The organism is Allobosea sp. P1_B10 (assembly GCF_056406735.1).
In genome coordinates, this window is record NZ_JBFTZP010000003.1 from 291,390 (window position 1) to 313,790 (window position 22,401).

The window sequence follows — 22,401 nt, forward strand, 5'->3', positions numbered from 1 at the left end:
CTCGAATGTGTCGTGGGGATCAGAATTTCAGGAAGCCGGTGGAGATCCACGGCACTGCGGCCACCACGACAAGCCCGATCAGCAGGGCCGCCATGTAGCCCCAGATGTATTTCAGGCCCTCGTCGGGATTGACCTTGCTGATCGCGCAGGCGCCGTAATAGCCGACGCCGAAAGGCGGGGCGAAGAGGCCGATGCCCATCGCGAAGACCACGACCATCGCGTAGTGCACCTCGTGCACGCCGACCTGCTTGGCGATCGGGAACAGCAGCGGGCCGAACAGCACGATCGCCGGGATGCCCTCGAGCACGCTGCCCAGAATGATGAAGGCGACGATGGAGATCGCCAGGAAACCCCAGGTGCCGCCGGGAACCGCGGCCATGATCTGCGCCAGGTCATGCGAGAAGCCCGATTGCGTCAGGCCCCACGCCATGGCGGTGGCGCAGCCTACGATGAAGATGATCGCGCCGGTGAGGGAGGCGGTGTCGACCAGCATGCGCGGAATGCGGCGCCAGTCGAACTGGCGGTAGAGCAAGAGCCCCGCCAGCACGGAATAGACGATGCCGATGGTCGAGACTTCCGTCGCCGTGGCGACGCCCTCGACCACCGCGGCGCGGATCACGAAGGGCAGCGCCACGGCCGGCAGCGCGATCAGGGCAAGCTTGGCGATCTCGCGCTTGGGCATGCGCGCGACATGGCTGAGATCCTCGTGCCGATAGCGCCAGCGCACGACGATGCAGAGCGCCAGACCCAGTACCAGGGCCGGCAGCAGGCCGCCGGTGAACAGAGCCGCGATCGAGACGCCGGTGACCGAGCCGATGGTGATCAGCACGATCGAGGGCGGCACAGTTTCGGTCTGCGCGCCGGTGGCCGAGAGCAGGGCGACAAGGTCGCCGGGCTCTGCGCCGCGCTTCTGCATCTCGGGAAACAGCACGGGTGCGATCGCAGCCATGTCGGCGATCTTCGAGCCGGAGATGCCCGAGACCAGGTACATCGCGCCGACCAGCACATAGGACAGGCCGCCGCGGACATGGCCGAGCAAGCTGGCCAAGAACTGGATCATGGCCTTCGCCATGCCGGTCATCTCGATCAGCGCACCCAGGAAGATGAACAGGGGAACGGCGAGCAGGATCAGATGGCTCATACCCTCGTCGAGCCGGCCGACCATGACGATCATCGGCGTCGTGGTGGTGCAGGCGAGATAGCCGAAGGTGGCGAGCGCGAAGGAGAACGCGATCGGCACGCCGGAGAAGACGTTGAGCGCGACCACGCCGACGAAGAAGACGATCAGGTTGAGCTTGCCGAGCGGCTTCAGGGTGGGGCCGGCAAGGTAGAACAGCACGACCAGAGCGGCTGTCAGGCCCGCCGCCAGCAGGACAGGCTTGAGCGAACCGAACCGAAACAGCCGAAAGCTCGCCGCCAGCAGCATCAGTCCCATGCCGACAGGAATCGCAGCCGCCCGCCAGGCATTGGTGATCTCGAGCGCCGGCGTGACGATGAAGCTCTCTTCCTCGGCATATTCGATGGCATGCGGGATGATCATCAGCAGGAAGGCGATCGAGGCCGTGATCGCCAGGGCTTCCAGCAAGGCGCGTGTGCCAGGCGAGACGCGGCTGACGAGCCCGGTCATGCGCATGTGCTCGCCGCGCCGCAGGGCAACGACCGACCCCAGCATCGAGAGCCAGAGGAAGAGGATCGAGGCGAGCTCGTCCGACCACACCAGTGGTGCGTGGAAGACGTAGCGCGCCGTCACGCCCGCCGCGAGGATGACCATCTCGACGAAAACGAGGATCGCGGCGGCGGCCTCGACGAGGCCCCCGACGGCGCGGTCGAGCCGGTCCGCCACCCGCCCGAGGCCGGTGTTCGGGCGGGTGACGGGGGCGTGCAGAGTCGTTGCATGGATGTCCATGGCGGGCGCGTCCTGATGTTCTTAGCGTCTTCGCGCCGTGTAGTGCGAAATGGGCCGCTCAGGCCAGCTTGCCGACGGCATCTTCGAGAAGCGCCCAGGCTTCGGCGCCGAAACGCTCCTGCCATTCCTTGTAGAATCCGGCCTCGCGCAGCTTGGCGCGGAAGGAATCGGGGTTGGTCTTGTTGAAGGCGAGGCCCTTCGACTGAAGGTCTGCCTGCACGGTCTCGTTCAGCGACTTGATGTCCCCGCGCTGCCGGACGCCGGCGGCGTTGATGGCATCGCCCACGATTTTCTGGACGTCCGGCGGCAGGCCGCGCCAGGCGCGGCCATTGGCGATGAACCAGAAGCCATCCCAGATGTGGTTGGAGACGGCGCAGTTCTTCTGCACCTCGAACAGCTTGGCGACCTGGATGATCGGCAGCGGGTTTTCCTGCGCATCGACGACCTTGGTCTGGAGCGCCGAATAGACCTCCGAGAACTGCAGGCTGGCGGGCGCCGCCTCGAGCGACTTGAACATCGAGATCGACAGCGGGCTCACGGGCACGCGGATCTTCAGGCCGGACATGTCTTTGGCGTTCTCGATCGGCTTGCCCGAGGTGGTCATCTGGCGAAAGCCGTTGTCCCACATCTTCTCGAAGGCGAAGAGGTTCACCTTGGAGATCGCCTCGCGCACATGGGCACCGAGCTTGCCGTCCATCGCCTTCCAGACCTGGTCGTAATCGGCGAAGGCGAAGCCGACCGCGTTGATCGCCGCGACCGGGACCAGCGTTGCGATCACCAGCGCCGAGGGCGTGAAGAAGGTGATGCCGCCATTGCGGACCTGGCTCAGCATGTCGGTGTCGCCACCAAGCTGATTGTTCGGGAAGATCTTGATCTCGACCCGGCCGTTGGTCTTCTGCTTGACCTCTTCGGCGGCCTCGGCGGCACGGATGTTCAGGGGATGGCTGAGCGGCAGGTTATTGCCGTATTTCAGCTCGATCTCGGCTGCGCGGGCGACATGCGGCATGCCGATCAGCGATACGGCCGGCGTGGCGGCAAGGGTGCGCAACACCGTGCGGCGGGTCAAATGGGTCATCGTCATCTCCCTGGCGTCGCTGAGCGACTTGATTGATCGTGTTCTTGCCAAAACGATAGGAATTGCGGATGACGGAGGTCAAACTCATTTTCTGATTGTTTCTGATGGATTTTGCGTGAAGGCCCACTCGGATGCTCGCGTTCCTCCCGACAACACGACGGCGCCCCGCCGCCGCCTGATGGCGACGGTCGAGGACGTCGCGCGCCTGGCCGGTGTCTCGACGGCCACGGTCGACCGGGTGCTGAACCAGCGCCCCGGGGTTCGTTCCGTCACGGTCCAGCGCGTGCTCCAGGCGGCGGGCGAACTCGGCTACATCCTCGATGCCAGCCTGCCGGCGGGGGCGCTCAAGCCGCTGCAGCTCGCCTTCCTGCTCCCGGCCGGTGGCAACCGGTTCCTCGGAATGCTCGGGCGACTCATCGCAGGCTCCCAGAACCAGCTCGCCTCCTTCAACATGCGCGCCCGCGTCGACTACATCGAGAGCTTCAAGCCCGATCTGCTGGCCCAGCACCTGCGCAGGCTTGCACGCGATGTCGACGCCGTGGCGTTCATGGCGCTCGAGCACCCCACTGTCCGCGAGGCTGTCGACTGGCTTGCCGATCGCGGCGTCCCGGCGGTGACGCTGATCTCCGACATCGCCAGCACCCGCCGCGTCGCCTATGTCGGCCTCGACAACCGCTCGGCCGGGCGCACAGCCGGATACCTCCTGGCCCGCTTCATCGGGCCTCGCCCGGCGAAGGTCGCGGTGATTGCAGGCAGCCTGAGCTACCGCGCCCATGAGGAGCGTGAAATGGGCTTCCTGCACCTCTTCCAGGAGCTTTTCCCGGCGATCGAGGTCGTCGCGATGCGCGAAGGCCATGACGAGGAGGCGCGCAATTACCGACACACCAAGACGCTTCTGGCCCAGCATCCCGATCTCGCCGGGATCTACAATATCGGCGGCGCGCCCGAGGGCATTGTCCGCGCGCTCAGGGAGGCTGGACGCCAGAACGACGTGGTCTTCGTCGGGCATGGCCTGACGCCCGACACGCGTGCGTTGCTGATCGACGGTGCGATGGACGCCGTGCTCAACCAGAACCCGCAGGCCTCGCTGATGGATTGCGTCTCGATCTTCGCCAATCTCAGGGCAGGGCGCCCGGCGCTGGAAGGCACGACCGGCCCCAGCACCGAGATCATCCTGCGCGAGAACCTGCCCTGAAGCGGGCACCCGTTTGGGCCGGCGGCGGCGCGCTGGAATCCGGGGGCGCTTGGCCTTATAGGGATGTCCCCGACCCAACCCCTCGGTGGAGTTTCGAATGGCGACCGCGCCTGTTCTGGCAAAGACCGTGATCATCGGCGCAGGCGGCCATGCCAAGGTGGTGATCGATTTGATTCGTGCCGAAGGCCGCCATGAACTCGTCGGCCTCATCGATTCCGCCATGGTGGGGACGCTGGTCAACGGTGCCGCGATCATCGCCGGCGACGATGACCTGCCCCGGCTGCGAAGCGAGGGCATCACCCATGCCCATGTCGCGATCGGCAACAATCGCGTTCGGCTCAAGCTGGCGCGAGCGCTCGAGGCGATGGGCTTTACCCTCGCCAACGCCATCAGCCCCACGGCTACGCTGTCCCCATCCGTGATGCTGGGCCGGGGGATCGCAGTGATGGCCGGCGCCGTCGTCAATGCCGACAGCCGCCTCGACGATGCCTGTATCCTCAACACCCGGGCCAGCCTGGATCATGACGGCCATATCGGTGAGGGCGCGCATGTGGCGCCGGGCTGTGCGCTGGCCGGCAACGTGACGATTGGACGCTTGAGCTTCCTCGGTGTAGGAACGAGCGTTATCCCCGGGATCGTGATCGGTGAGGACACGGTCATCGGCGCCGGGGCCTGTGTCGTTCATCCGATTCCCCCGCGCGCGAGGGCCTATGGCGTTCCCGCGCGTATCGTCACGCCTCCAATTCCGAGCTGAGATTCATGACCTCGTCGAATGTGAAGCCGCCTTCCTCGCCTGCCGACGCCAAGCCGGCCACCATGCCGCGCATTCCGGTTGCCGCGCCCGTGCTCGACGGCCGCGAGACCGAATATGTCATGGAGTGCATGCAGACGACCTGGATTTCGTCGGCCGGGCGCTTCATCGGCGCCTTCGAGGAGGCGTTTGCCAAATTCATCGGCGTGAAGCATGCGATCGCCACCAACAACGGCACCACGGCGTTGCATCTCGCGCTGGTCGGCCTGGACCTGCAGCCCGGCGACGAGGTCATCGTGCCGACGCTGACCTACATCGCCAGCGCCAATGCGGTGCGCTATTGCGGCGCGACGCCGGTGTTCGTCGACAGCGATCCGCGCACCTTCAACATGGATCCCGCCGACGTGGCGGCCAAGATTACGCCCCGGACCAAGGGCATCATGCCTGTCCACCTCTATGGCCATTCAGCTGACATGGATCCGTTGCTGGCGCTCGCCAAGCAACACGACCTCTTCATCCTCGAGGATGCCGCAGAGGCAATCGGCGCGACCTATAGGGGCCGCAAGGTCGGCTCCCTCGGCGATTGCGCGACCTTCAGCTTCTTCGGCAACAAGATCGTCACCACCGGCGAAGGCGGGATGATCACAACCGATGACGACGAGCTGGCGGCGCGCCTGCGCCTGTTCCGCGGCCAGGGCATGGATCCGCAGCGGCGCTACTGGTTCCCGGTCGTCGGCTACAATTACCGCATGACCAACATCGCCGCCGCCATCGGTCTTGGCCAGATGGAGCGCGTCGAACACCATCTCGCGGTGCGGCAATCGATCGGCGAGAGCTACAATGCCAAGCTGGCCAAGCTCGGCAACAAGATCGTCCTGCCGACGGTGGAGCCCTGGGCCAACCATGTCTATTGGATGTACACGATCGTGCTCGGTGATGCGGTCACCCGCACGCGCGACGAAGTGATGGCCCGGATGGACGCGCAGGGCATCGAGACGCGGCCCGTCTTCTACCCGATGCATGTGATGCCGCCTTATCTCGAGGAGGGCGCCAGCTACCCGGCTGCGGACCATTGCTCCGCTCGCGGTATCAACCTGCCGACCCATGGCATGCTCTCCGAGGAGGATATCGACCGCATCGTCGCAGCCTTGCAGACCGCGATCGACTGACCGCTGCATGAAGATCTGTCTGGTCTCGTCCTATGTGCCGTTCATCAACGGCGGCGCCCGTTTCATCGTCGAGTGGCTCGAAGAGAAGCTGCGCGAGCACGGTCATGAGGTCGAGCGCTTCTACCTGCCCTTCACCGACACTGCCCCCGACCTGCTGGACCAGATCGCCGCCTTCCGCATGATCGATCTGACCCAGTCCTGCGACCGGATGATCTGCTTCCGCCCACCCGCCTATGTCCTTCCCCACCCCAACAAGGTGCTCTGGTTCATCCACCATATTAGGGTGTTTTACGACATGTGGGACACGCCTTACCGGCCGATCCAAGACAATCCGACAGGGCGGGCATTGCGTGAGGCGCTAATCGATGTCGATACCCGCACAATCCGCGAAGCCCGGAAGGTCTACACCAACTCCCAGGTCGTGAGCGATCGACTCAAACACTACAATAAGATCGACTCGATGCCTCTCTATCCACCGATCCTAAACCCGGAGCGCTTCCGCAACGAGGGTTATGGCGACGAGATCGTCGCGGTCTGCCGCATTGAAAAGCACAAGCGACAGCATCTTCTGGTCGAGGCGATGGCCCATGTCCGCAGTGGTGTGAAGTTGCGCATCTGCGGCTCCAGTTCCTCGGCCCAGCACACCGAGGAGTTGCGCCAGTTCGTTGCCCGCAAGGGGCTCGCCGAAAAAGTTATCATCGACGAGCGCTGGATCACCGAGGAAGAGAAAGTCGAGTATCTCGCCCCCGCGTTGGCCGTAGCCTATCTTCCCGAAGACGAGGACAGCTATGGCTATCCGTCCCTCGAAGGCGCCCATTCCAAGAAGGCCGTGCTGACGACGACCGATTCAGGCGGCGTGCTCGAACTCGTCGATGACGGCGTCAACGGCTATGTCGCGGCTCCCGATGCGCGCGCCGTGGCCCAGGCCATGGATAAGCTGTTCGTCGACCGCGCCAAGACCAAGACGATGGGCGAGGCCAATCTGCAGCGCCTGTCCGACATGAAAATCGACTGGAATCACGTCGTCGAGGCGATGACGACATGAAGATCCTCGTTACCACGAATGCCGTCCCCTTCGTGCGCGGCGGTGCTGAGGAACTGGCCGAGCACCTTGTCCACCAGTTGAACACACGCAAGGGTATCAAAGCCGAATTGTTGCGCATTCCATTCCGTTGGGATCCCGCTGAACGCCTGGTGGATGAGATCGTCCTCAACCGCACGCTGAAGCTGTACAATGTCGACCGCGTTATCGGCATGAAGTTTCCGGCCTATCTGATCCCGCACAGCAATAAGATGCTCTGGCTGATGCATCAATACCGCCAGGCCTATGACCTCTATCGCGAGGGTCTGACAAACATCCCGCTCGGGCCGGCCGGCGAGCCGCTGATCAGGGCGATCCGCTCCGCCGATAATGCCTGCTTCGCCGATGCCAAACGTATCTTCACGATCTCGCCGGTGGTCAAAGATCGGCTGGAGCGATTCAACCAGACGTCGGCAGACGTGCTGCACCATCCGCTCAACGATCCCGAGCGCTTCGGCGGCGGCAGCTATGGCGGCTATATCTTCGCTGGTGGGCGCGTCGGCAACGGCAAGCGCCAGCACCTGCTGGTCGAGGCGATGAAGCATGTTCGCGCCGATCTCAAGCTGGTTGTCGCAGGCCCTCTGGAGAGCGCCGCTTATGGCAAGCAACTCGTCGCTCTCGCCCAGCGGCTCGGGCTCGAAGACAGGATCGAGTTCCGCTTCGGCTTCCGCCCCCGCGACGAGATCATCGGGCTGGTCAACGGCGCGCTGGCCTGCGCGGCTGCGCCGATCGACGAGGATTCGATCAGCTACGTTGCGATGGAAGCCTTCGCCGCGGGCAAATGCGTCGTCACCACGACCGATGCCGGGGGCTTGCTCGAAATCGTCAGGGACGGAGACACCGGTCTCGTCACGCCGGCGACGGCCAACGCGCTTGGTCGCGCGCTGGAGACGCTTGGCTCCGACCGCCCCAAGGCGAGGCGCCTGGGGTCCGCTGCCCGAGAAGCCTGGGACCGTCTCGACATCTCATGGGGCTCGCGGATCGACATGCTACTGTCTTAAATTCGTCCGCGCTTCAAAAAGAAACTCAGGACCTATTCAGTGAAACGCTTCAACTTCGGCCCAGCGATCCGCAATGCGATGCAGACGGGCTCCGCATCGGGCCCCGACGGTGCCATGCCCGGCATGGCCTTATCGAAGGGCCCGCTATCGTTGAAGCGTCGACTGTTTCAGATGGTGCGCGCGCCACTGGATCTTGGGCGGCGTTTCCTGACCGGCGGGCTCGACATGAAGCTCGACGTCGTGCTGAAGAAGCTCGACCACGTTACGGCTCGTCTCGACGCGCTCCACCCCAAGACCGATCAGGTTCTCAGTCGCGCGGATATCATCGCGCGTCTCTCGGGAACGCTGCAGCAGAACTCCGTTTCGCAATCCGAGCGCACCGACGAGTTGATCAGGCAACTGGGCGCAGTACATAACACGCTCGACACCCGTTTGCACCAGATTGACATCAAAGTGCGTGGACCGCTCGCCTACGACGAGGCGACTCGCGCCGTACGCACGGTAGACGGTTACGTTCTCGTCCCCAAGGCAGCGCGCGAACTCTACATTCTACTGGCGGATTCCCCCGCTGAAGGCCTTGAGCCCGGGACGCATCGTTGCCTCAAGGCTTTGGTCGACCCCGGCATGACGGTGGTCGATGTCGGGGCCAATGTCGGCATGCTGTCGTTGGCCCTGGCACGCTCGGTGGGAGCACAGGGCAAGGTCTATGCTTTCGAAGCCGAGCCCCAATTCCAGGATCTGCTGGCTAAATCTTTCGTCTTGAACGGGGTCCCCTGGGTCGATCTGCGACGCCAGGCAGTGGGGCGCGCGGCGGGGCAGGCAACATTCCATGTCAGTCCCATTGCCGGTCACTCGTCGCTCTATGATCTTCCTGGTGAGGAGGCTTCAAGCGCGCGCCAGATCACGGTCGAAGTCGTGGCACTCGACGTGGCGCTGGCGGATGTCAGCAACGTCGACCTCGTCAAGATCGATGTCGAGGGCGCTGAGCTCGATGTGCTCGCCGGCATGGAGCGCTTGATCGCGCGCAGCCCTAACCTGGTGATCGTCGCCGAGTTCGGCCCCACCCACCTCACCCGTGTCGGGCTGACCGCAGAGGGTTGGTTCGAGGCCTTCGAGGGCCACGGCTTCCAAGCCTATGCGATCGACGAGGCGACCGGGACATGCAGCCGCGTCAGCGCCTATGAGGTCGCAGACGTGGTATCTGTCAACATCGTCTTTGCCCGGCCCGGGTCTCCGGCGAACGATCGCCTCAAGCGGATGGATCGCCAGAGCTGATGCGCATCACCTTCTACACGCCGCTGAAACTGTCGTCGGCGATAGGCCGCGTGGCCGTCGACATCGCCGACGAACTGCAAGCCAGGGGCCATCGTGTCAGCTTTGTGCGTAGCGAGCACGATCGCGACACAGAAGCCGCAATCCATCCAACGTCACTGCCGGTACAGTGGTGGCATGACGTTCAGCCGCGCGACATCGTCAATGACAGTGATATCGTGCTGCTCAACATTGGCGACAACTTCGGCTTCCACGCCGGTATCGCCTCGATAGTCGATCAGACTCCCTGCCTCGGCATCTTTCACGATTTTTTCCTCTACAGCTTCTTCAGGGACTGGGCGCTGGCTCGCGATGCGGGCACTTTCGGCCTGCATGACACCGAGGTCGCGCGGGTCTATGGCGCCAAGCAGGCCGACATCGCCAAGTTGGCCGGCAATGAATGGTCGCTTGCCGAGATCGCCCAGCGCTTTCCGATGACCGAATGGTTGGCGGCGCGGTGCGGCGGAGCACTGGCGCATTCGCAGTATTACCGCCCGCGGTTGGAAGCGGCGTGCGCTGGACCGGTCGCTGTCACCGCCCTGAGCTACGCGCCGCGCAACGTTCCGCCGCTGCCGCAGCGTAAGGATGGGCCCGTCAGCGTGCTCACGGTGGGCCATGTCAACCAGAACAAGTGTTGTGCGGAGCTCATCCAGGCGCTGGCGGGTTCGACACATGGCAAGGACAGCCGTTATCGCATCGCCGGCCCTATCACGCCCGCAGACAGGGCCTGGCTGGAATCCGTGGCGAACGAAGCCGGCTTTGCCGGGCTCGACATTCTCGACTCCGTCAGTGATGCCGCGCTGGTGGAGGAGCTTGTTCGGGCCGACATCGTCTGTTGCCTGCGCCGGCCTGTTCTGGAGGGCGCATCTGCGTCGGCAATCGAGGCGATGATGGCCGGTCGGCCGGTGATCGTCGCCGATGCGGGCTTCTATGCGGATCTACCCGACGGCATGGTCTTCAAGGTGCCGCCCGATGTTCCTGTCCAGGCGCTGGGCGCGGCGCTTGACCGTCTGATCGCCGACGAGCCCTTGCGGCGCGAAAGCGGCGCGAAAGGACGCGAATGGTCGCGCAAGACTTTCACGCGTGAGGCCTATGTCGATGCTTTGGAAGGGTTGATCGACGACGTCATCGCGACCCGTCCCTATGCCGCCGTCAGTGTCCGTATCGGCCGGGAACTGACGGCACTCGGATTCGGCCCCGCAGATCCGGCTGCCGGCCGCCTTGGCGAAATTCTGCAGGGGCTATTTTCGCCAGTTTCTGGCTGATCGGCGAGATCAGACCTGATTTCGGCGCAGACCCATCGGACGAGCTCCCGACGTGACCGAGACTAAGCGCCCGCTTCACCGACCCCGCGAAAACACCCTGACGCGGAAATCGCCGTCGTCGATCTGGCGCGTCACTTTGTAGCCGGTGCGGGCCGCCAGCGCTTCGGGCGCGCTGCCGAGCGGAAAGAAGACGTGAAACCGCGGGAAGGCGTAGCACCATTCGTAGCAGGGCGAAGCGTGTGCCATCCGCCCTGAGGGCTCCAGAAGCGCCGAAAATTCCGTGAACTGCTTTGCCGGGTCGAGCAGGTGCTCGATGACGTTGTGAGAGAATATGCCGTCGAACAGCCCGGTCACTTGCTCGCGCGAGCGGAAGACATGGGGGTGGTCGACTGCCGCGTTGGGCTCGAAGCCCCAGACATCGTAGCCCTCGGCCCGGAGTTGGTCGATTGCAGCGCTCCAGGCGCCGCTGCCCCAGTTCAGGTACCGGCCTGACTTGTCGGGGTCGAGGGCCCTAAAAGTCCGGATTTCGCCTTCAGTGGAATTCGCCTCGGAGTAGCCGGCGTAGAGCTGCGTATAGTCGAGATCGATGATCGGCTCGGGAAGCTGGAGGTATTTAGTCGGTCCAAAGACGCAGCCGCAGCGCGGGCAGCCATAGCGGATGAGCCGGCCGCCACCGAAAATGCATTGGTCTTCCTTCAAGGCGAAGGCGTCGGTCTCGTCCGCGATCCCGCAGGCCAGGCAGGTCAGACGCGCGGGTGGGGTGAAAGCGTCGATCGTGTCGATCGCGTGCCAGATGGCAGACACCCCGAACCGGGAAACATGGCCAAGCCGCTGTTCCAGCCCGGCGAGGTCGCGGCGCAGGGCCAGATTGTCCGTCATCAGGTTCGAGATTTCGGCGCGGATGGAGCTGGTTTGCTCGCGAAACTCGCTGAGTTCGCGACGCGTTGCTTCGTCGCGAAGCGACAGGCGGTATTCGACACCGGCCGCGCCGGTCAATCTCTTGATCCAGCTCTTCAGAATCACGTCTATCCTCCGAAAGAGCTTTGGCCTAGCCAATTGGCGGGACCGGGCCCTGCATGGATTCCAAAGGATATGGACCGAATGTCAAGATTCTCTGTCTTTATCGCCATCTGCCTTTTGGGCATGTCCGGCGCCCTGGCGCAGACGAGCGATCTGGCCGGACGTTATCGCATCGAAGGTCGTAATCCCTCCGGAAGTGGCATCTACCGGGGAGGGGTTCTGGTTTCGCGCAACGGCGACGCCTATCATGTGCGCTGGCAACTCGGCAGAAGCGCTCAGGTCGGGACCGGGCTCGTCCTGGACAAGGTATTCGCAGTCACCTTTCAGGCAGGTGCGGGGCCTGTCGGGGTTGCGGCCTTCCGGATCAACGCAGATGGCAGCCTGACGGGAATCTGGGCAGGGCCGGGGACCTCCATCATCGGCACCGAGAGTTGGGTTCCCGCCGATCGAAGCTGAGCCGCGGGCAGTTGTGCGATGGCTAACGTAAGGGAAATGCGCGGAAAGGCGGCCGTACAGCAAAGATTGAACAACCGGATCAGATGAGATATGAGATTTGTATCAGTGCCATAGTTGGTGGCGTCCTTTTATCTTTTGAGGGAAAACGGCAGTCATGTACGGAAATCCTCAGAGGCGCGACGCGCCGGAGACCCTTGAGTTGCGTCGAAGGGCTGGCCGCTGGCTTAAAACGTTACGTGAAGAGGTCGGCTTGTCCCAGCGTCAGCTCGCCAACAAGGTCGGGTCTGACTACTACACCTTCATCTCCCAGCTCGAGGCCGGTCGCGGCCGGATCCCGCCCGACAAATACCTGGTCTGGGCTTCCGCGCTCGCCTGCGAGCCGCGGGACTTCGTCAAGGAGATCATGCGCTTCTATGATCCCGTGACCTACGGAATCCTCTTCGGCCGGGCCGATGAGCGCTACGCACCAACGGCCTTCCGGCCGGCGAACGATCTCGGCGTGAGCTAGGGCTTGATGGTGATGTCGATGGAATTTGGCCCCGTTCTTGACTATCGGCGGGCGCAGGCTGGAAGGCGCGTGCAGGATGTTCGCGACTGGACGCAACAAGAGCTCGCTCAATTCTACCGGGTCGAATGGGCTCTGGGTCAGTCCGGCATCGCCATCGAGACTGACAGGGGACTGTCCGACGAGGGCGATCCCTGGTTTGCGTTCTGCCGCGCCAGCGATGCCGAGGTCGTGATCCACATCGCGCGCGAAGGCGACGACTATCTCCTTGCCGGTTTCCTGTCGGATCGCGTTCAGCGCGGCCGCGACTTCGCGCATCTTGTGGAGCGGCTCCTCGCCGAGCATCCCGCGAAGGCGATCGACAAGCGCGGCGCGAGCAATGTCGTAATGCATCCAGCGACGCTGCTGGCGCTGCTCGTTTCGATCGCGTTCCTGCAGAGCAACGAGGGCAAGGCCGAGACGACCCACGACCACAGCGAGGACGCAGGTCTGCTGCGATCTGCCGCCGTGTCACCGGTGCCGTTCGCCGGGGCGAGCCTCCGCTCGGCTGCGACGCTGACGGGTTCGATCGTCGCGCTGGCCGCGACGCTCGAACTGGCCCAGGCGATGACCATCCTGCGTGTCGCGAAGCTGATGGACCAGGACCCGGCGGACCCCGTCTCGGGGCCTCATCAGGACGCCACGGCTCATCGGGACAGCTCGGTTGCCTGGACGCCTCAGGACAAGCGCGCGTCGACCGCCGATGCTGCCAGTACCGATCATCATCAGACGATGGAAGCGCATGCCTCCTCCGCGCTGGACATGTCCTCCGTGTCGTTGCCGCAGGCGCAGGGCGGCGGCATCGACATGCTCCTGCAGATCGTCGCGAAGCTCTGGACGTTCCCCGATGCCGGAACGGCAATCGCCGACAGCCTCGGCGTTCCAGCAGCCTTGGCATTCTTCGCTGGAACGACAAATGGATCGGGCGACCTGTCCGTCGCATTGCGCACGCATCAGCAGGTCCGGCCACAAGCCGAGGCGCCCTCCGGCGATGCGGCGATCCAGCATGCTGCCGTTCAGGACCAGGTCCCGGCCGGGTCCACCGTGACCATCATCCATACGTCGGGTGCGTCGGATTCGATGGCGCAGACGATGCTGAAGCTGAGCTTCGCCGACAAGAGTGAGGTGACGATCAAGGCGGCCGACGTCGCCGATGCCGGGAAGCTCGTTTCACTGGTCAGCGAAATCGTCGCCCACGCCAAGGGTGAGATTTCCATCGGCCAGGGCTCCGTCGCCCTGTCGCTCGGGCGTGTCGATCTCGATGCTCAGCCCTTGCTGGGCGGTGTCCTGGCCGAAAAGCTCGGCGATGCTCTGGCTGTCGAGCCAGACGAGGTCAAGGAGCTTGCGGCAGCCCCGGAAAAGGTCGTCGCCGAGGAGAACTACACCACGTTCTTCGGCGATGGCGCGATCAAGCACAATGTCCTCAACAAGGCAGGCGAGGCTTCGGTCGAGCGGGCGATCGCCGCATTCAAGGACGATGTTGCGCATTACTCGATCGCGGTGTCGGGCAAGGACGTGATATTTTATAGTCCAGACGCCGTAATCCATCATAGCTCCGAGGTCGTCGTCGAGCTCTGGCAGTTCAAGGACGGCAGTTCGATCGCCCTTGTAGGTTTGGGCCTCGATGGGGCTTTGCCTTATTTGCTTTGACAGCAAACATTTACACATAATCGAAGATGATGATCTCGCGTCGCAGTCTCGCGGCAGAGTTCGGGCACAAAAAAGTCGCTGGAGCCACCTCGGATGCAATCCCCACCTAAAGCTCCGACGCCGCTGAACACGGCGTTGAAGGCAGCGCGACCAGCGATCGTCATAGCGGCCATCTTCAGCCTCTTCATCAATGTCCTCGCGCTCGTCAGCCCGCTCTACATGCTCCAGATCTATGATCGGGTGCTGAGCAGCCGGAACGTCTCGACGCTGATCTTCCTGACGCTGATCGCGCTCTTCCTGTTCATCGTGTACGGGCTGCTCGAGGGGCTGCGGACGCAGATCCTGGTGCGCGGCGGCATCCGCTTCGAGAATTCCCTGCGCTCGCGCATCTTCTCGGCGGTTCTGTCGGGAGCACTCGGTTCGCGCGCCGGCGCCGAGGTCCAGGCCTTCCGCGATGCCGATTCCGTGCGCGACTTTCTCACGGGCTCGGGCCTGATCGCCTTCTGCGACGCGCCCTGGGTTCCCGTCTTCGTCTTCGCCTGCTTCGTACTGCACCCGATCTTCGGCTATCTCGCCATCGGCGCGGGCGTGATCATCTTCATGCTCGCCATAGCCAATGAACTCGCGACCAAGCGCGCAATCGGGCTCGCCAACCAGGCGGCCATTTCGGCGCAGAACAACGTCACGGCGACGATGCGCAATGCCGAGGTCATGCGCGCCATGGGTATGATCTCCGGCCTCCAGAGCCGGTGGTCCAAGCGCCGCGACGACCAGATCGCCTGGCAGGCCCTCGCCAGCGACCGTGGCGGCGGCATCATGGCCGGCATCAAGTTCTTTCGTCAGGTGGTCCAGACCCTGATCCTGGGCATCGGCGCCTATCTCGCGATCCAGGGCGAAATCTCGCCCGGCTCGATGATTGCGGCCTCGATCCTGATCGGCCGCGCCCTTGCGCCGATCGAGCAGGCTGTCGGCAGCTGGAAATCCTTCGTCGGCATGCGCGGGGCCTGGGGCCGCGTGCAGCACATGTTCCGCGCCATCGGCGACCTGCCGGAGCGGATGCGACTGCCGCCACCGGTAGGAGCCATCGACTTCGAGAACGTCATGGTGGGCGCTCCGGGCGGGCAGGCTCTGATCCTGAAGGCGGTCTCGCTCAAGATCGAGCCGGGCAAGGCAGTTGCCGTCATTGGCCCCAGCGCCTCGGGCAAGTCCAGCTTCGTGCGCGCGCTCGTGGGTGTCTGGCCAGTGGCCAGCGGTACGATCCGGTTCGACGGGTCCGACATCCGGCACTGGGATTCCGAGGAACTCGGCCAGTATATCGGCTATCTCCCGCAGGACGTCGAACTCTTCTCCGGCACGATCGCCGAGAATATCGCGCGCTTCCGCGAGGTCGACGAGGCCGAGGTCATCGCGGCGGCGAAGCTAGCCGGCGTTCACGAACTCATCCAGTTGCTGCCCGGCGGCTACAACACGCAGATCGGCGAAGGCGGGGCGACCCTGTCCGGTGGCCAGCGGCAGCGCGTCGCCCTGGCGCGCGCTGTCTATGGTCGGCCGCCTTACATCGTTCTGGACGAGCCCAACGCCAATCTCGACTCTGCGGGCGAGGCGGAGCTCCTGGCTTGCGTCCATCGCCTGAAAGAGCTGGGCTCGACGATCATCTTCGTCACGCACAAGACCAATATGCTGGCTTGCGCCGACAAGATCCTCGTTCTCCAGCAAGGCATCGTCCAGGCCTTTGGAGATCGGGACGAGATTCTGGCGAAGCTCTATGGCGGTCCGCGCGTGGTGCCGGCGCAGCCTCAGGGGCAGGTGGTCGCGCAGGGCTGAGCCCAGGCGTGACGCATTGAACGGTCGCCGGGCCCGTGGCTCGGCGTAAAGGCCCAACGGAAACGAAGATGCAAAAGCACAGCCTCCCTGTAAACGACAGCTTTCGCGGCGTCGCGATCGCAGGCTTCTCGGTCATCGGCCTGACCTTCGGCGTGCTCGGCGGCTGGGCCGCGACTGCACCGCTGGACAGTGCCGTCGTCGCGTCGGGGCTTGTGACCTCGGCATCGAACCGCAAGACCGTGCAGCATTTCGAAGGCGGCATGATCAGCGAGATCCGCACTGCCGAAGGCAACTCCGTCAAGCAGGGCGAGGTCCTGTTCGTGCTCGACTCGACGCAGGCCCGGGCCGGTGTCGAGATCATCCTGAACCAGTTTCACCAGAACCTCGCGCGCGAGGCGCGGCTGAACGCCGAACTCATAGGCGCCCGCGAAATCCAGTTCCCCGTCGAACTCGCCAATCTCAAGCTCGACCCCTCGGTGACGCAGGTCCTGAACGATCAGAAGCGCCAGTTCGAGGAGCGCCGCAATTCGCTCGACGGCCAGGTCGCCATCCTGCGCTCGCGTCGCGACCAGTTGCGCACTGAGATCGAGGGTGTCGATCGCGAGCACCAGAGCACGATCCAGCAGGTCGCTTTTCTCGAGGATGAACTCACCGGCCTGCGCACGCTGTTCGAAAAGGGTCTTCAGCCAAAGTCGAGGCTGCTCGCGCTCGAGCGCGAGAAGGCCCGGCTCGACGGCAATATCGGGCGTCTGACGGCCGAGCGTGCCAAGGCGGAATCCGGTATCGGCGAGGCCGAGCTGCAGATCCAGCAGTTGCGCCAGCGCCAGCAGGAAGAAGTCGGCAAGGAACTGGTCGAGGTCCGCGAGAAGATCAACGATCTTCGCCAGCGCTTGCCGGTCGCCCGGGACGTCTTCCGTCGGCTGGAGGTCATGGCGCCCACCGATGGCACAGTCCAGAACCTGAAGTTCTTCACGCCCGGCGCCGTCATCCGTGCCGGGGAGCCGCTGCTCGACATCGTGCCGGCCAATGACGACCTGATCGTTCAGGCCCATGTCTCGCCTCTCGACGTCAACAGCGTCACGGCCGGGAGCCACAGCGAAGTGCGCTTCCCCTCGTTCAAGAGCCGTACGCTGCCGACGATCTTCGGCAACGTCACCAGCATCTCGAAGGATCGGCTGATGGACGATGCGACCAAGCAGCCTTACTTCCTGGCGCTGATCAAGGTCGACACGGCTCATATCCCGGAGGAGTTCCGCTCCAAGCTGACCCCGGGGCTGAATGCCGAGATCATCCTACCGACCGGTGAGCGTACGGTCCTGGCCTACCTCGTCGATCCCCTGCGCGACACCATGCGCAAGACGTTTCGCGAGAAGTGAGAGGATATCGCCCGGCCCGACGCCGGGCGGATTCGCTCAGCGGCAGTCCGGCGTCTCCGGGACGCAGGGTGACAGCAACAGCGGGCCACTGCGATGCCACTCCGCCCGGAACCCCTCCAGATCGCCTTGCTGGAGCCGGTTCACCACGGTGAACTCGAGGCCCCTTGATCGCACCAGCCTGATCTGGTCGTAGGGAATGGTCCTGCCGTCCAGCGTGGCATTCGCGACCCCGTTGCCGTCCTCCATGAAGCTGACGCTTGGTCCCTGCTGCAGGCCCGCATAGATCCCCGTCGAGGGAACGAGCCGGAAATCGATCGTACCATCGGGAAACCACGTCCTGGCATAGACCGGGCTCAGGATGTCGAGAGAGAACCAGCGCCCGCCGTCGTCGAGCAGGACAAGGTAGTGCAGCTTGGTGGCGTCTTTGGCCTGGCCGGCCGCGTCATGCACGATCGCCCGGCGCAGGTTGCGCTCGCTCGTCGTCAAGGAGACCTGACGCTCGTTATGGGCAAGCGAACCCAGCACGGCCAGGGCGAAGCATGTGGCAACGCCGCCGCGCCAGAGCCAGTTCGCAGCCGCTGTCGGCACGCAGCGGACAGCCACCCCCAGCGCCGCGAGATAGAGCACCGGGGTGGTGAACTGATAGATCATCCGCCAGCGTGACCCCGCTGTCCATTGCGTGCCGACGGTCTCGACCAGAAGGGTCGGCAGGGTCAGGCAGCCAGCAAGAATGATCAGGCTCAGCAGGCGCTGTGGCCCGAGGCCGGGAAGGCGCGCGGCGGCGAACGCAGCCAGAAAGACGAGCGCGGCGGCCACGGCAAAGGCCCAGCGATGCGGCGACAGCGCCCATACCTGGCCCATCAGCGTGCTGTCGGGATGCCACAGCCCCGCCTGCAGCGACTTCAGCAGACGCGCTGCCGTCGGGGTGCCGACAAAGCTGTCGCTGGGCACGGAGGTGGTCTGCCAGATCAGGAGGAACAACAGCAGGGTCGCCGCGAAAGGCCAGGTCGCCGCGACCACGTCGCGCAGTCCATCCAGCCATTCCGTTCTGCGGCTGCTGCCCGCCGGATGGCGTTCGCGCAGGCTCCAGGCAGCGAAGGCAATCGCGGCGATCGCCCCGGTCTGGATCGTGTAGGTCGCAATCGCTAGGAGCCAGAGCACCAGCGCTGCCGCAAGCCATTGCCCGCTGGGGGGCGCTTTGCGATGGCGCAGATAGCAGGTCACGCAAAGGATCGAGCAGGCCAGAGCCACCTGGAAATTCCAGTAGATCTGGTCGAAAAAGGCGTTGGCGGTGAAGACCGCGATCAGGCAGCCGACTGTGACCGCGAAGTTGCGGGCCTTCGATCCCAGCCATGCCACGATCAGCCCGTAGCTCGAGAGTGCAAGCGCGAGCCCCACGAGATGGCGCAACAGGAACAGGCCCTCGGGCCATCCCAGGATCATGCGCTTGAAGGCGATGTACCACCACGGGGAGAGCGGATTGCGGTGATCGATCGCCCAGAGACCCCGCGCGGTCGCGCCAGCCGAGGGCTGCATCAGGAGGCTGATCCAGTTGCGGTCCTCGCCCATCGGCCAGACCATCAGTCCAGTACCCTGGCCGAGCCAGCCCAGCGCGGCGAGCATGGACAGCCATAGCGCCCAGGCTGCGCAGATCAGGAGCAGGGCACGGCTATTGCTGACGGCGGGGCTGGCTTCAGACATGGCAGGGTCAGGGTCGATCCACAATATGGGGCCGGTTCGGGAGCCAGACCCCGGCCTGGCGTCCGCCGACATAGCTGAACAGGCTGGTGACGCCCGCGGCGATCACGATGATCGCCCTGTCGGGAACATGGAGCCAGACACAAAGCGCGGTCACCACGCAGCCGATCGCGAAGGCCGCCAGATAGATGGCGCCCATCACGACGGCGTTCAGCAGGTTCGCCTCGCGCCTGAATACCAGCCTCGGATAGACCAGCATGACGATGGCGACCCCGACGCACCAGGCCAGCACATAGGCCCTGAGCGGCGAGGTCAGGCTTACCGCAGCCTGATAGACGAGGATCGTCAGCAGCGTGTTGCCGACGCCTGCCGCCACGAAGCGCCCGAGTTCCGGCAGGATATCCCGCCCGCGCGACACGCCTCTACTTGCCCTTGGCGAGGGAAGTGAACTCGCCATAGTCGAAGATGTAGTCGGCCCGATCATACGGCGCGGAGGCCAGGACGAGCAGCGTCGCGCCGGGAGAATAGGCGAACTGGCTGCCCCACAGGCCGTGGGGCATGAACAGCGCGCGATCCGGCCGGTCAAGCTTGATGGTGAAAGCCCTGCTGCCGTCGTCGAGCGCGGCCGTCACCGACCCGGATGTCGCGATCAGGATCTGGTCGCAGGCGCGATGGGCATGGGCGCCACGAAGCTGGCCGGCGGGCACATTGTCGACCATGAAGACACGCTGCGGCACGAAGGGCATGGCCGAGGCCTCGGCGCTGGTGAGCCGCCCGAGCGCATTGAGATGCGTGCCGAAGTCCAGCATGCGCGCCGGGAAGTCTTCGGGAAACTCGGAGCCAGGCGCGAGTGGTTCGGCATCGGCATAGCCGACGATGCGGGCCGGATTTCCGACGGCGACGACGCGCGGCGGCAGGTCGAAGGTGACCACGGCGCCGGCCCCGACCATGGCGCCGCGCCCGATCGTGATGCCGGGCAGGATCGTCGCGTTGGCGCCGATCGAGGCACCTTCCTGCACGGTGGTGACCGCGAAGGCCTCCGGCGGCTGCCGCGAGCGCGGGAAGCGGTCATTGCTGAAGGTCGCGTTGGGGCCGACGAAGACGCCCTTCTCGAGGCGGATGCCGTTCCAGAGCTGGACACCGCACTTCACCGTGACGTCGTCGCCGACGATGACATCCTCCTCGACGAAGACGCCATCGCAGATATTGCAGTTCCGCCCGATCCTGGCGCCCGCCAGCACATGCGCGAAAGCCCAGACCCGCGTACCCTCGCCGATTTCGCCCTCGCAGATGGCCTGCGGATGAATGTAGGCGCTGGTCGACGGCGCGTGGACCCCTGGCGCTGCCTGGGCAGTCGAAAGCTGAGGATCGGACGTCTTGTCAGGGAACGGCACGAACGATTTTTCCTAACACTGAGCCAAAAGGTGTCCCGGCCCCATGTGAATTCTACTAGACATATGTGTCTGGTGGGCAAAGTAAAACTATATGATTATAAATTTCGATGCGGTGAGGGGGCTTTCGTGTCGCGTTTCGCACACGACGTTACGTCAGAAAGTAAAAACAGTCGGTTTCGGGCTACGATGCGACTTTGTCCGTCTGCTCCCGCGTTCTCCCGCGTTCTCCGGCGGGGCAAGAGTGGGCCGCCGCAAAGCCGGCCGGCGGCTGACATTCAGGCACCTGGCCGCAGTGGCTGCATCGGCGCAGCTCCCGAAGGCGGTGGCTTCCCGACAGATAGTGCTGTCGGCATGTGCCAGCCGACCCTAAGGCCGCAGCTCGGGCCGGCATAGAGCTAACCCGGTTCCACCGCCTCGGTCGTTACCGCCATGCGGTCGAGCTTGGGCGCCATCGTGTCGAGCAGGGGGAGTGCTGCGGCGCCCAGCGCCGCTGTCAGGCGGCCCGTGGCGCCCCTTTGCAACCGAGGCACTGCCCGTTCCGGGCGGTTCGAGACCGAGACGGACAGGGGCGTCATGGCGGCGATCAGCGCGTCGATGACGCCGTCAGGAAGCCCGCCGCCGAGGATGATGGTCTCGGGATCGAACAGGTTCTCCAGCATCACCATCACGGGCGCGAGCAAGGCGGCGGCCTCTTCGATCCAGCCCAGCACCGCGGGTTCGCCTTCGCGATACAGCTGCTCGATCTCTTCTGTCCCGGAGCCGAGGAAGCCGGCCGCCTGAAGCGTCTCGGTCAGGGCGTGGATCGAGGCATAGCGCTCCAGGCAGCCCCGGCCGCCGCAGCCGCAGGCGTGGCCGTTAGCGCGCACCGGGATGTGGCCGATCTCGCCGGCATTGCCGAAGGCGCCGCGATAGGGCTGGCCGCCGATGATCGTGCCGAGGCCGAGTCCTGCTCCGAAATAGACCAGGCAGAAATGCCTGAGGTTGCGCCCGAGCCCATGCAGATGCTCGCCGACGGCGGCGGCGGTCGCGTCGTTCTCGATCGTCACCGGGGTGTCCAGCGCATCCGACAGCAGGGCCCCGGCATCGCGACCGGCCCAGCCGGGCATTGGCGTCTCACCGACCGCGCGCATCCCGTCGATCTCGAAGGGACCGGGCATCACGACGCCGCAGCCGAGCAGCCGGCGCGGCAGGGCGGCCCCGGCGCGGGCGAGCGCCAGTTCCACGCGCGCCAGCGTGCGCACGGCGTCGAGCCCGGCATCCACCAGCGGCACGATACGCTGGGCGCGAACGCTCCCGGCCAGGTCGACCAGCACTGTGGTGATGTGATCGGCCGCAATCTCGATGCCGGCGGTCATGCCGCCATCTGGATTGACCGCGAGCTCCATCGGCGGCTGTCCGCGCGCGGTGCGGCGCCGTCCCTGCTCGATCAGGAAGCCTTCCCCGACCAGTTCGGCCACGATGTTCGAGACCGCCTGGGCAGTCAGGCGCGTCAGCGCCGCAATATCCGAGCGCCCGAGCTGGCCGTGCTGGCGCACGGTTTCCAGCACGACGCGGCGATTATGGCTGCGCGTGCGCTCCGGATTGGTGCCGATGGCGACACTGCGTGCGGGGGCGGCTCGTCTGATTGGCATCGTGGGATCGCTGTCCTTGCTCGCCGCAGGCTGCCCCGCCGATTAATCCAACTC

General features: G+C 64.7%; 19 protein-coding genes. 12 read left to right on the forward strand and 7 right to left on the reverse strand.

All coding sequences use genetic code 11. From position 1 onward, the window contains the following. Positions 1–19: 19 nt before the first annotated feature. Together AC1D2L_RS08785 and AC1D2L_RS08790 are read right to left on the reverse strand one after the other, a co-directional pair. Positions 20–1,906, reverse strand: coding sequence for a TRAP transporter large permease (locus AC1D2L_RS08785; protein WP_476845474.1), 1,887 nt, complete (start codon positions 1,904–1,906; stop codon positions 20–22). A gap of 58 nt (positions 1,907–1,964) precedes the next feature. Then, entirely contained in the window at positions 1,965–2,981 is a 1,017-nt protein-coding gene (locus AC1D2L_RS08790) for a TRAP transporter substrate-binding protein (RefSeq protein ID WP_476845475.1), read from the reverse strand. A 115-nt stretch (positions 2,982–3,096) separates the two neighbouring features. Here AC1D2L_RS08790 and AC1D2L_RS08795 point away from each other — a divergent pair, with 115 nt between their 5' ends. From AC1D2L_RS08795 to AC1D2L_RS08825, 7 genes are all read left to right on the forward strand, one after another. Then, entirely contained in the window at positions 3,097–4,176 is a 1,080-nt protein-coding gene (locus tag AC1D2L_RS08795) for a LacI family DNA-binding transcriptional regulator (protein WP_476845476.1), read from the forward strand. Between the two features lie 97 nt (positions 4,177–4,273). Further along, positions 4,274–4,930 (forward strand): acetyltransferase, encoded by a 657-nt coding sequence (locus AC1D2L_RS08800; RefSeq protein ID WP_476845477.1) that lies wholly within the window; start codon positions 4,274–4,276, stop codon positions 4,928–4,930. A gap of 5 nt (positions 4,931–4,935) precedes the next feature. Continuing rightward, entirely contained in the window at positions 4,936–6,096 is a 1,161-nt protein-coding gene (locus AC1D2L_RS08805) for a DegT/DnrJ/EryC1/StrS family aminotransferase (RefSeq protein ID WP_476845478.1), read from the forward strand. A 7-nt stretch (positions 6,097–6,103) separates the two neighbouring features. Beyond that, positions 6,104–7,141, forward strand: a complete 1,038-nt coding sequence (locus AC1D2L_RS08810) for a glycosyltransferase family 4 protein (RefSeq protein WP_476845479.1) — start codon at positions 6,104–6,106, stop codon at positions 7,139–7,141. Beyond that, on the forward strand, positions 7,138–8,178 hold the full coding sequence (locus tag AC1D2L_RS08815) for a glycosyltransferase family 4 protein (protein ID WP_476845480.1): 1,041 nt from the start codon (positions 7,138–7,140) through the stop codon (positions 8,176–8,178). Before AC1D2L_RS08810 ends, AC1D2L_RS08815 begins: the two co-directional genes overlap by 4 nt. A 39-nt stretch (positions 8,179–8,217) precedes the next feature. After that, positions 8,218–9,453, forward strand: a complete 1,236-nt coding sequence (locus AC1D2L_RS08820; RefSeq protein ID WP_476845481.1) for an FkbM family methyltransferase — start codon at positions 8,218–8,220, stop codon at positions 9,451–9,453. Beyond that, a complete protein-coding gene (locus tag AC1D2L_RS08825) occupies positions 9,453–10,754 on the forward strand; it encodes a glycosyltransferase family 4 protein (RefSeq protein WP_476845482.1) in 1,302 nt (433 codons plus the stop codon). Before AC1D2L_RS08820 ends, AC1D2L_RS08825 begins: the two co-directional genes overlap by 1 nt. A gap of 75 nt (positions 10,755–10,829) precedes the next feature. Here the strand turns inward: AC1D2L_RS08825 and AC1D2L_RS08830 are convergent, their stop codons facing one another. After that, positions 10,830–11,633, reverse strand: coding sequence for a methyltransferase domain-containing protein (locus AC1D2L_RS08830; RefSeq protein WP_476845483.1), 804 nt, complete (start codon positions 11,631–11,633; stop codon positions 10,830–10,832). Here AC1D2L_RS08830 and AC1D2L_RS08835 point away from each other — a divergent pair. From AC1D2L_RS08835 to AC1D2L_RS08855, 5 genes are all read left to right on the forward strand, one after another. Further along, positions 11,574–12,230 (forward strand): hypothetical protein, encoded by a 657-nt coding sequence (locus tag AC1D2L_RS08835; RefSeq protein ID WP_476845484.1) that lies wholly within the window; start codon positions 11,574–11,576, stop codon positions 12,228–12,230. The two genes, AC1D2L_RS08830 and AC1D2L_RS08835, sit on opposite strands and share 60 nt — an antisense overlap. A 154-nt stretch (positions 12,231–12,384) precedes the next feature. Further along, positions 12,385–12,738, forward strand: coding sequence for a helix-turn-helix domain-containing protein (locus AC1D2L_RS08840; RefSeq protein WP_476845485.1), 354 nt, complete (start codon positions 12,385–12,387; stop codon positions 12,736–12,738). A gap of 69 nt (positions 12,739–12,807) precedes the next feature. Further along, positions 12,808–14,424: a hypothetical protein gene (locus tag AC1D2L_RS08845; RefSeq protein ID WP_476845486.1), complete on the forward strand. Its 1,617-nt coding sequence runs from the start codon at positions 12,808–12,810 to the stop codon at positions 14,422–14,424. 93 nt (positions 14,425–14,517) lie between these two features. Further along, positions 14,518–16,248, forward strand: coding sequence for a type I secretion system permease/ATPase (locus AC1D2L_RS08850; protein ID WP_476845487.1), 1,731 nt, complete (start codon positions 14,518–14,520; stop codon positions 16,246–16,248). A 68-nt stretch (positions 16,249–16,316) separates the two neighbouring features. Beyond that, complete coding sequence (locus AC1D2L_RS08855; protein ID WP_476845488.1) at positions 16,317–17,624, forward strand: HlyD family type I secretion periplasmic adaptor subunit; 1,308 nt, start codon at positions 16,317–16,319, stop codon at positions 17,622–17,624. 36 nt (positions 17,625–17,660) lie between these two features. Here AC1D2L_RS08855 and AC1D2L_RS08860 read toward each other — a convergent pair whose 3' ends face one another. From AC1D2L_RS08860 to AC1D2L_RS08875, 4 genes are all read right to left on the reverse strand, one after another. Then, positions 17,661–19,325: a hypothetical protein gene (locus AC1D2L_RS08860; RefSeq protein WP_476845489.1), complete on the reverse strand. Its 1,665-nt coding sequence runs from the start codon at positions 19,323–19,325 to the stop codon at positions 17,661–17,663. Positions 19,326–19,332: 7 nt separating this feature from the next. Beyond that, a complete protein-coding gene (locus AC1D2L_RS08865; protein ID WP_476845490.1) occupies positions 19,333–19,740 on the reverse strand; it encodes a GtrA family protein in 408 nt (135 codons plus the stop codon). 4 nt (positions 19,741–19,744) lie between these two features. Continuing rightward, on the reverse strand, positions 19,745–20,716 hold the full coding sequence (locus tag AC1D2L_RS08870) for a WxcM-like domain-containing protein (protein ID WP_476845491.1): 972 nt from the start codon (positions 20,714–20,716) through the stop codon (positions 19,745–19,747). 395 nt (positions 20,717–21,111) lie between these two features. After that, entirely contained in the window at positions 21,112–22,347 is a 1,236-nt protein-coding gene (locus tag AC1D2L_RS08875) for an ROK family transcriptional regulator (RefSeq protein WP_476845492.1), read from the reverse strand. Between the last annotated feature and the right edge of the window lie 54 nt (positions 22,348–22,401).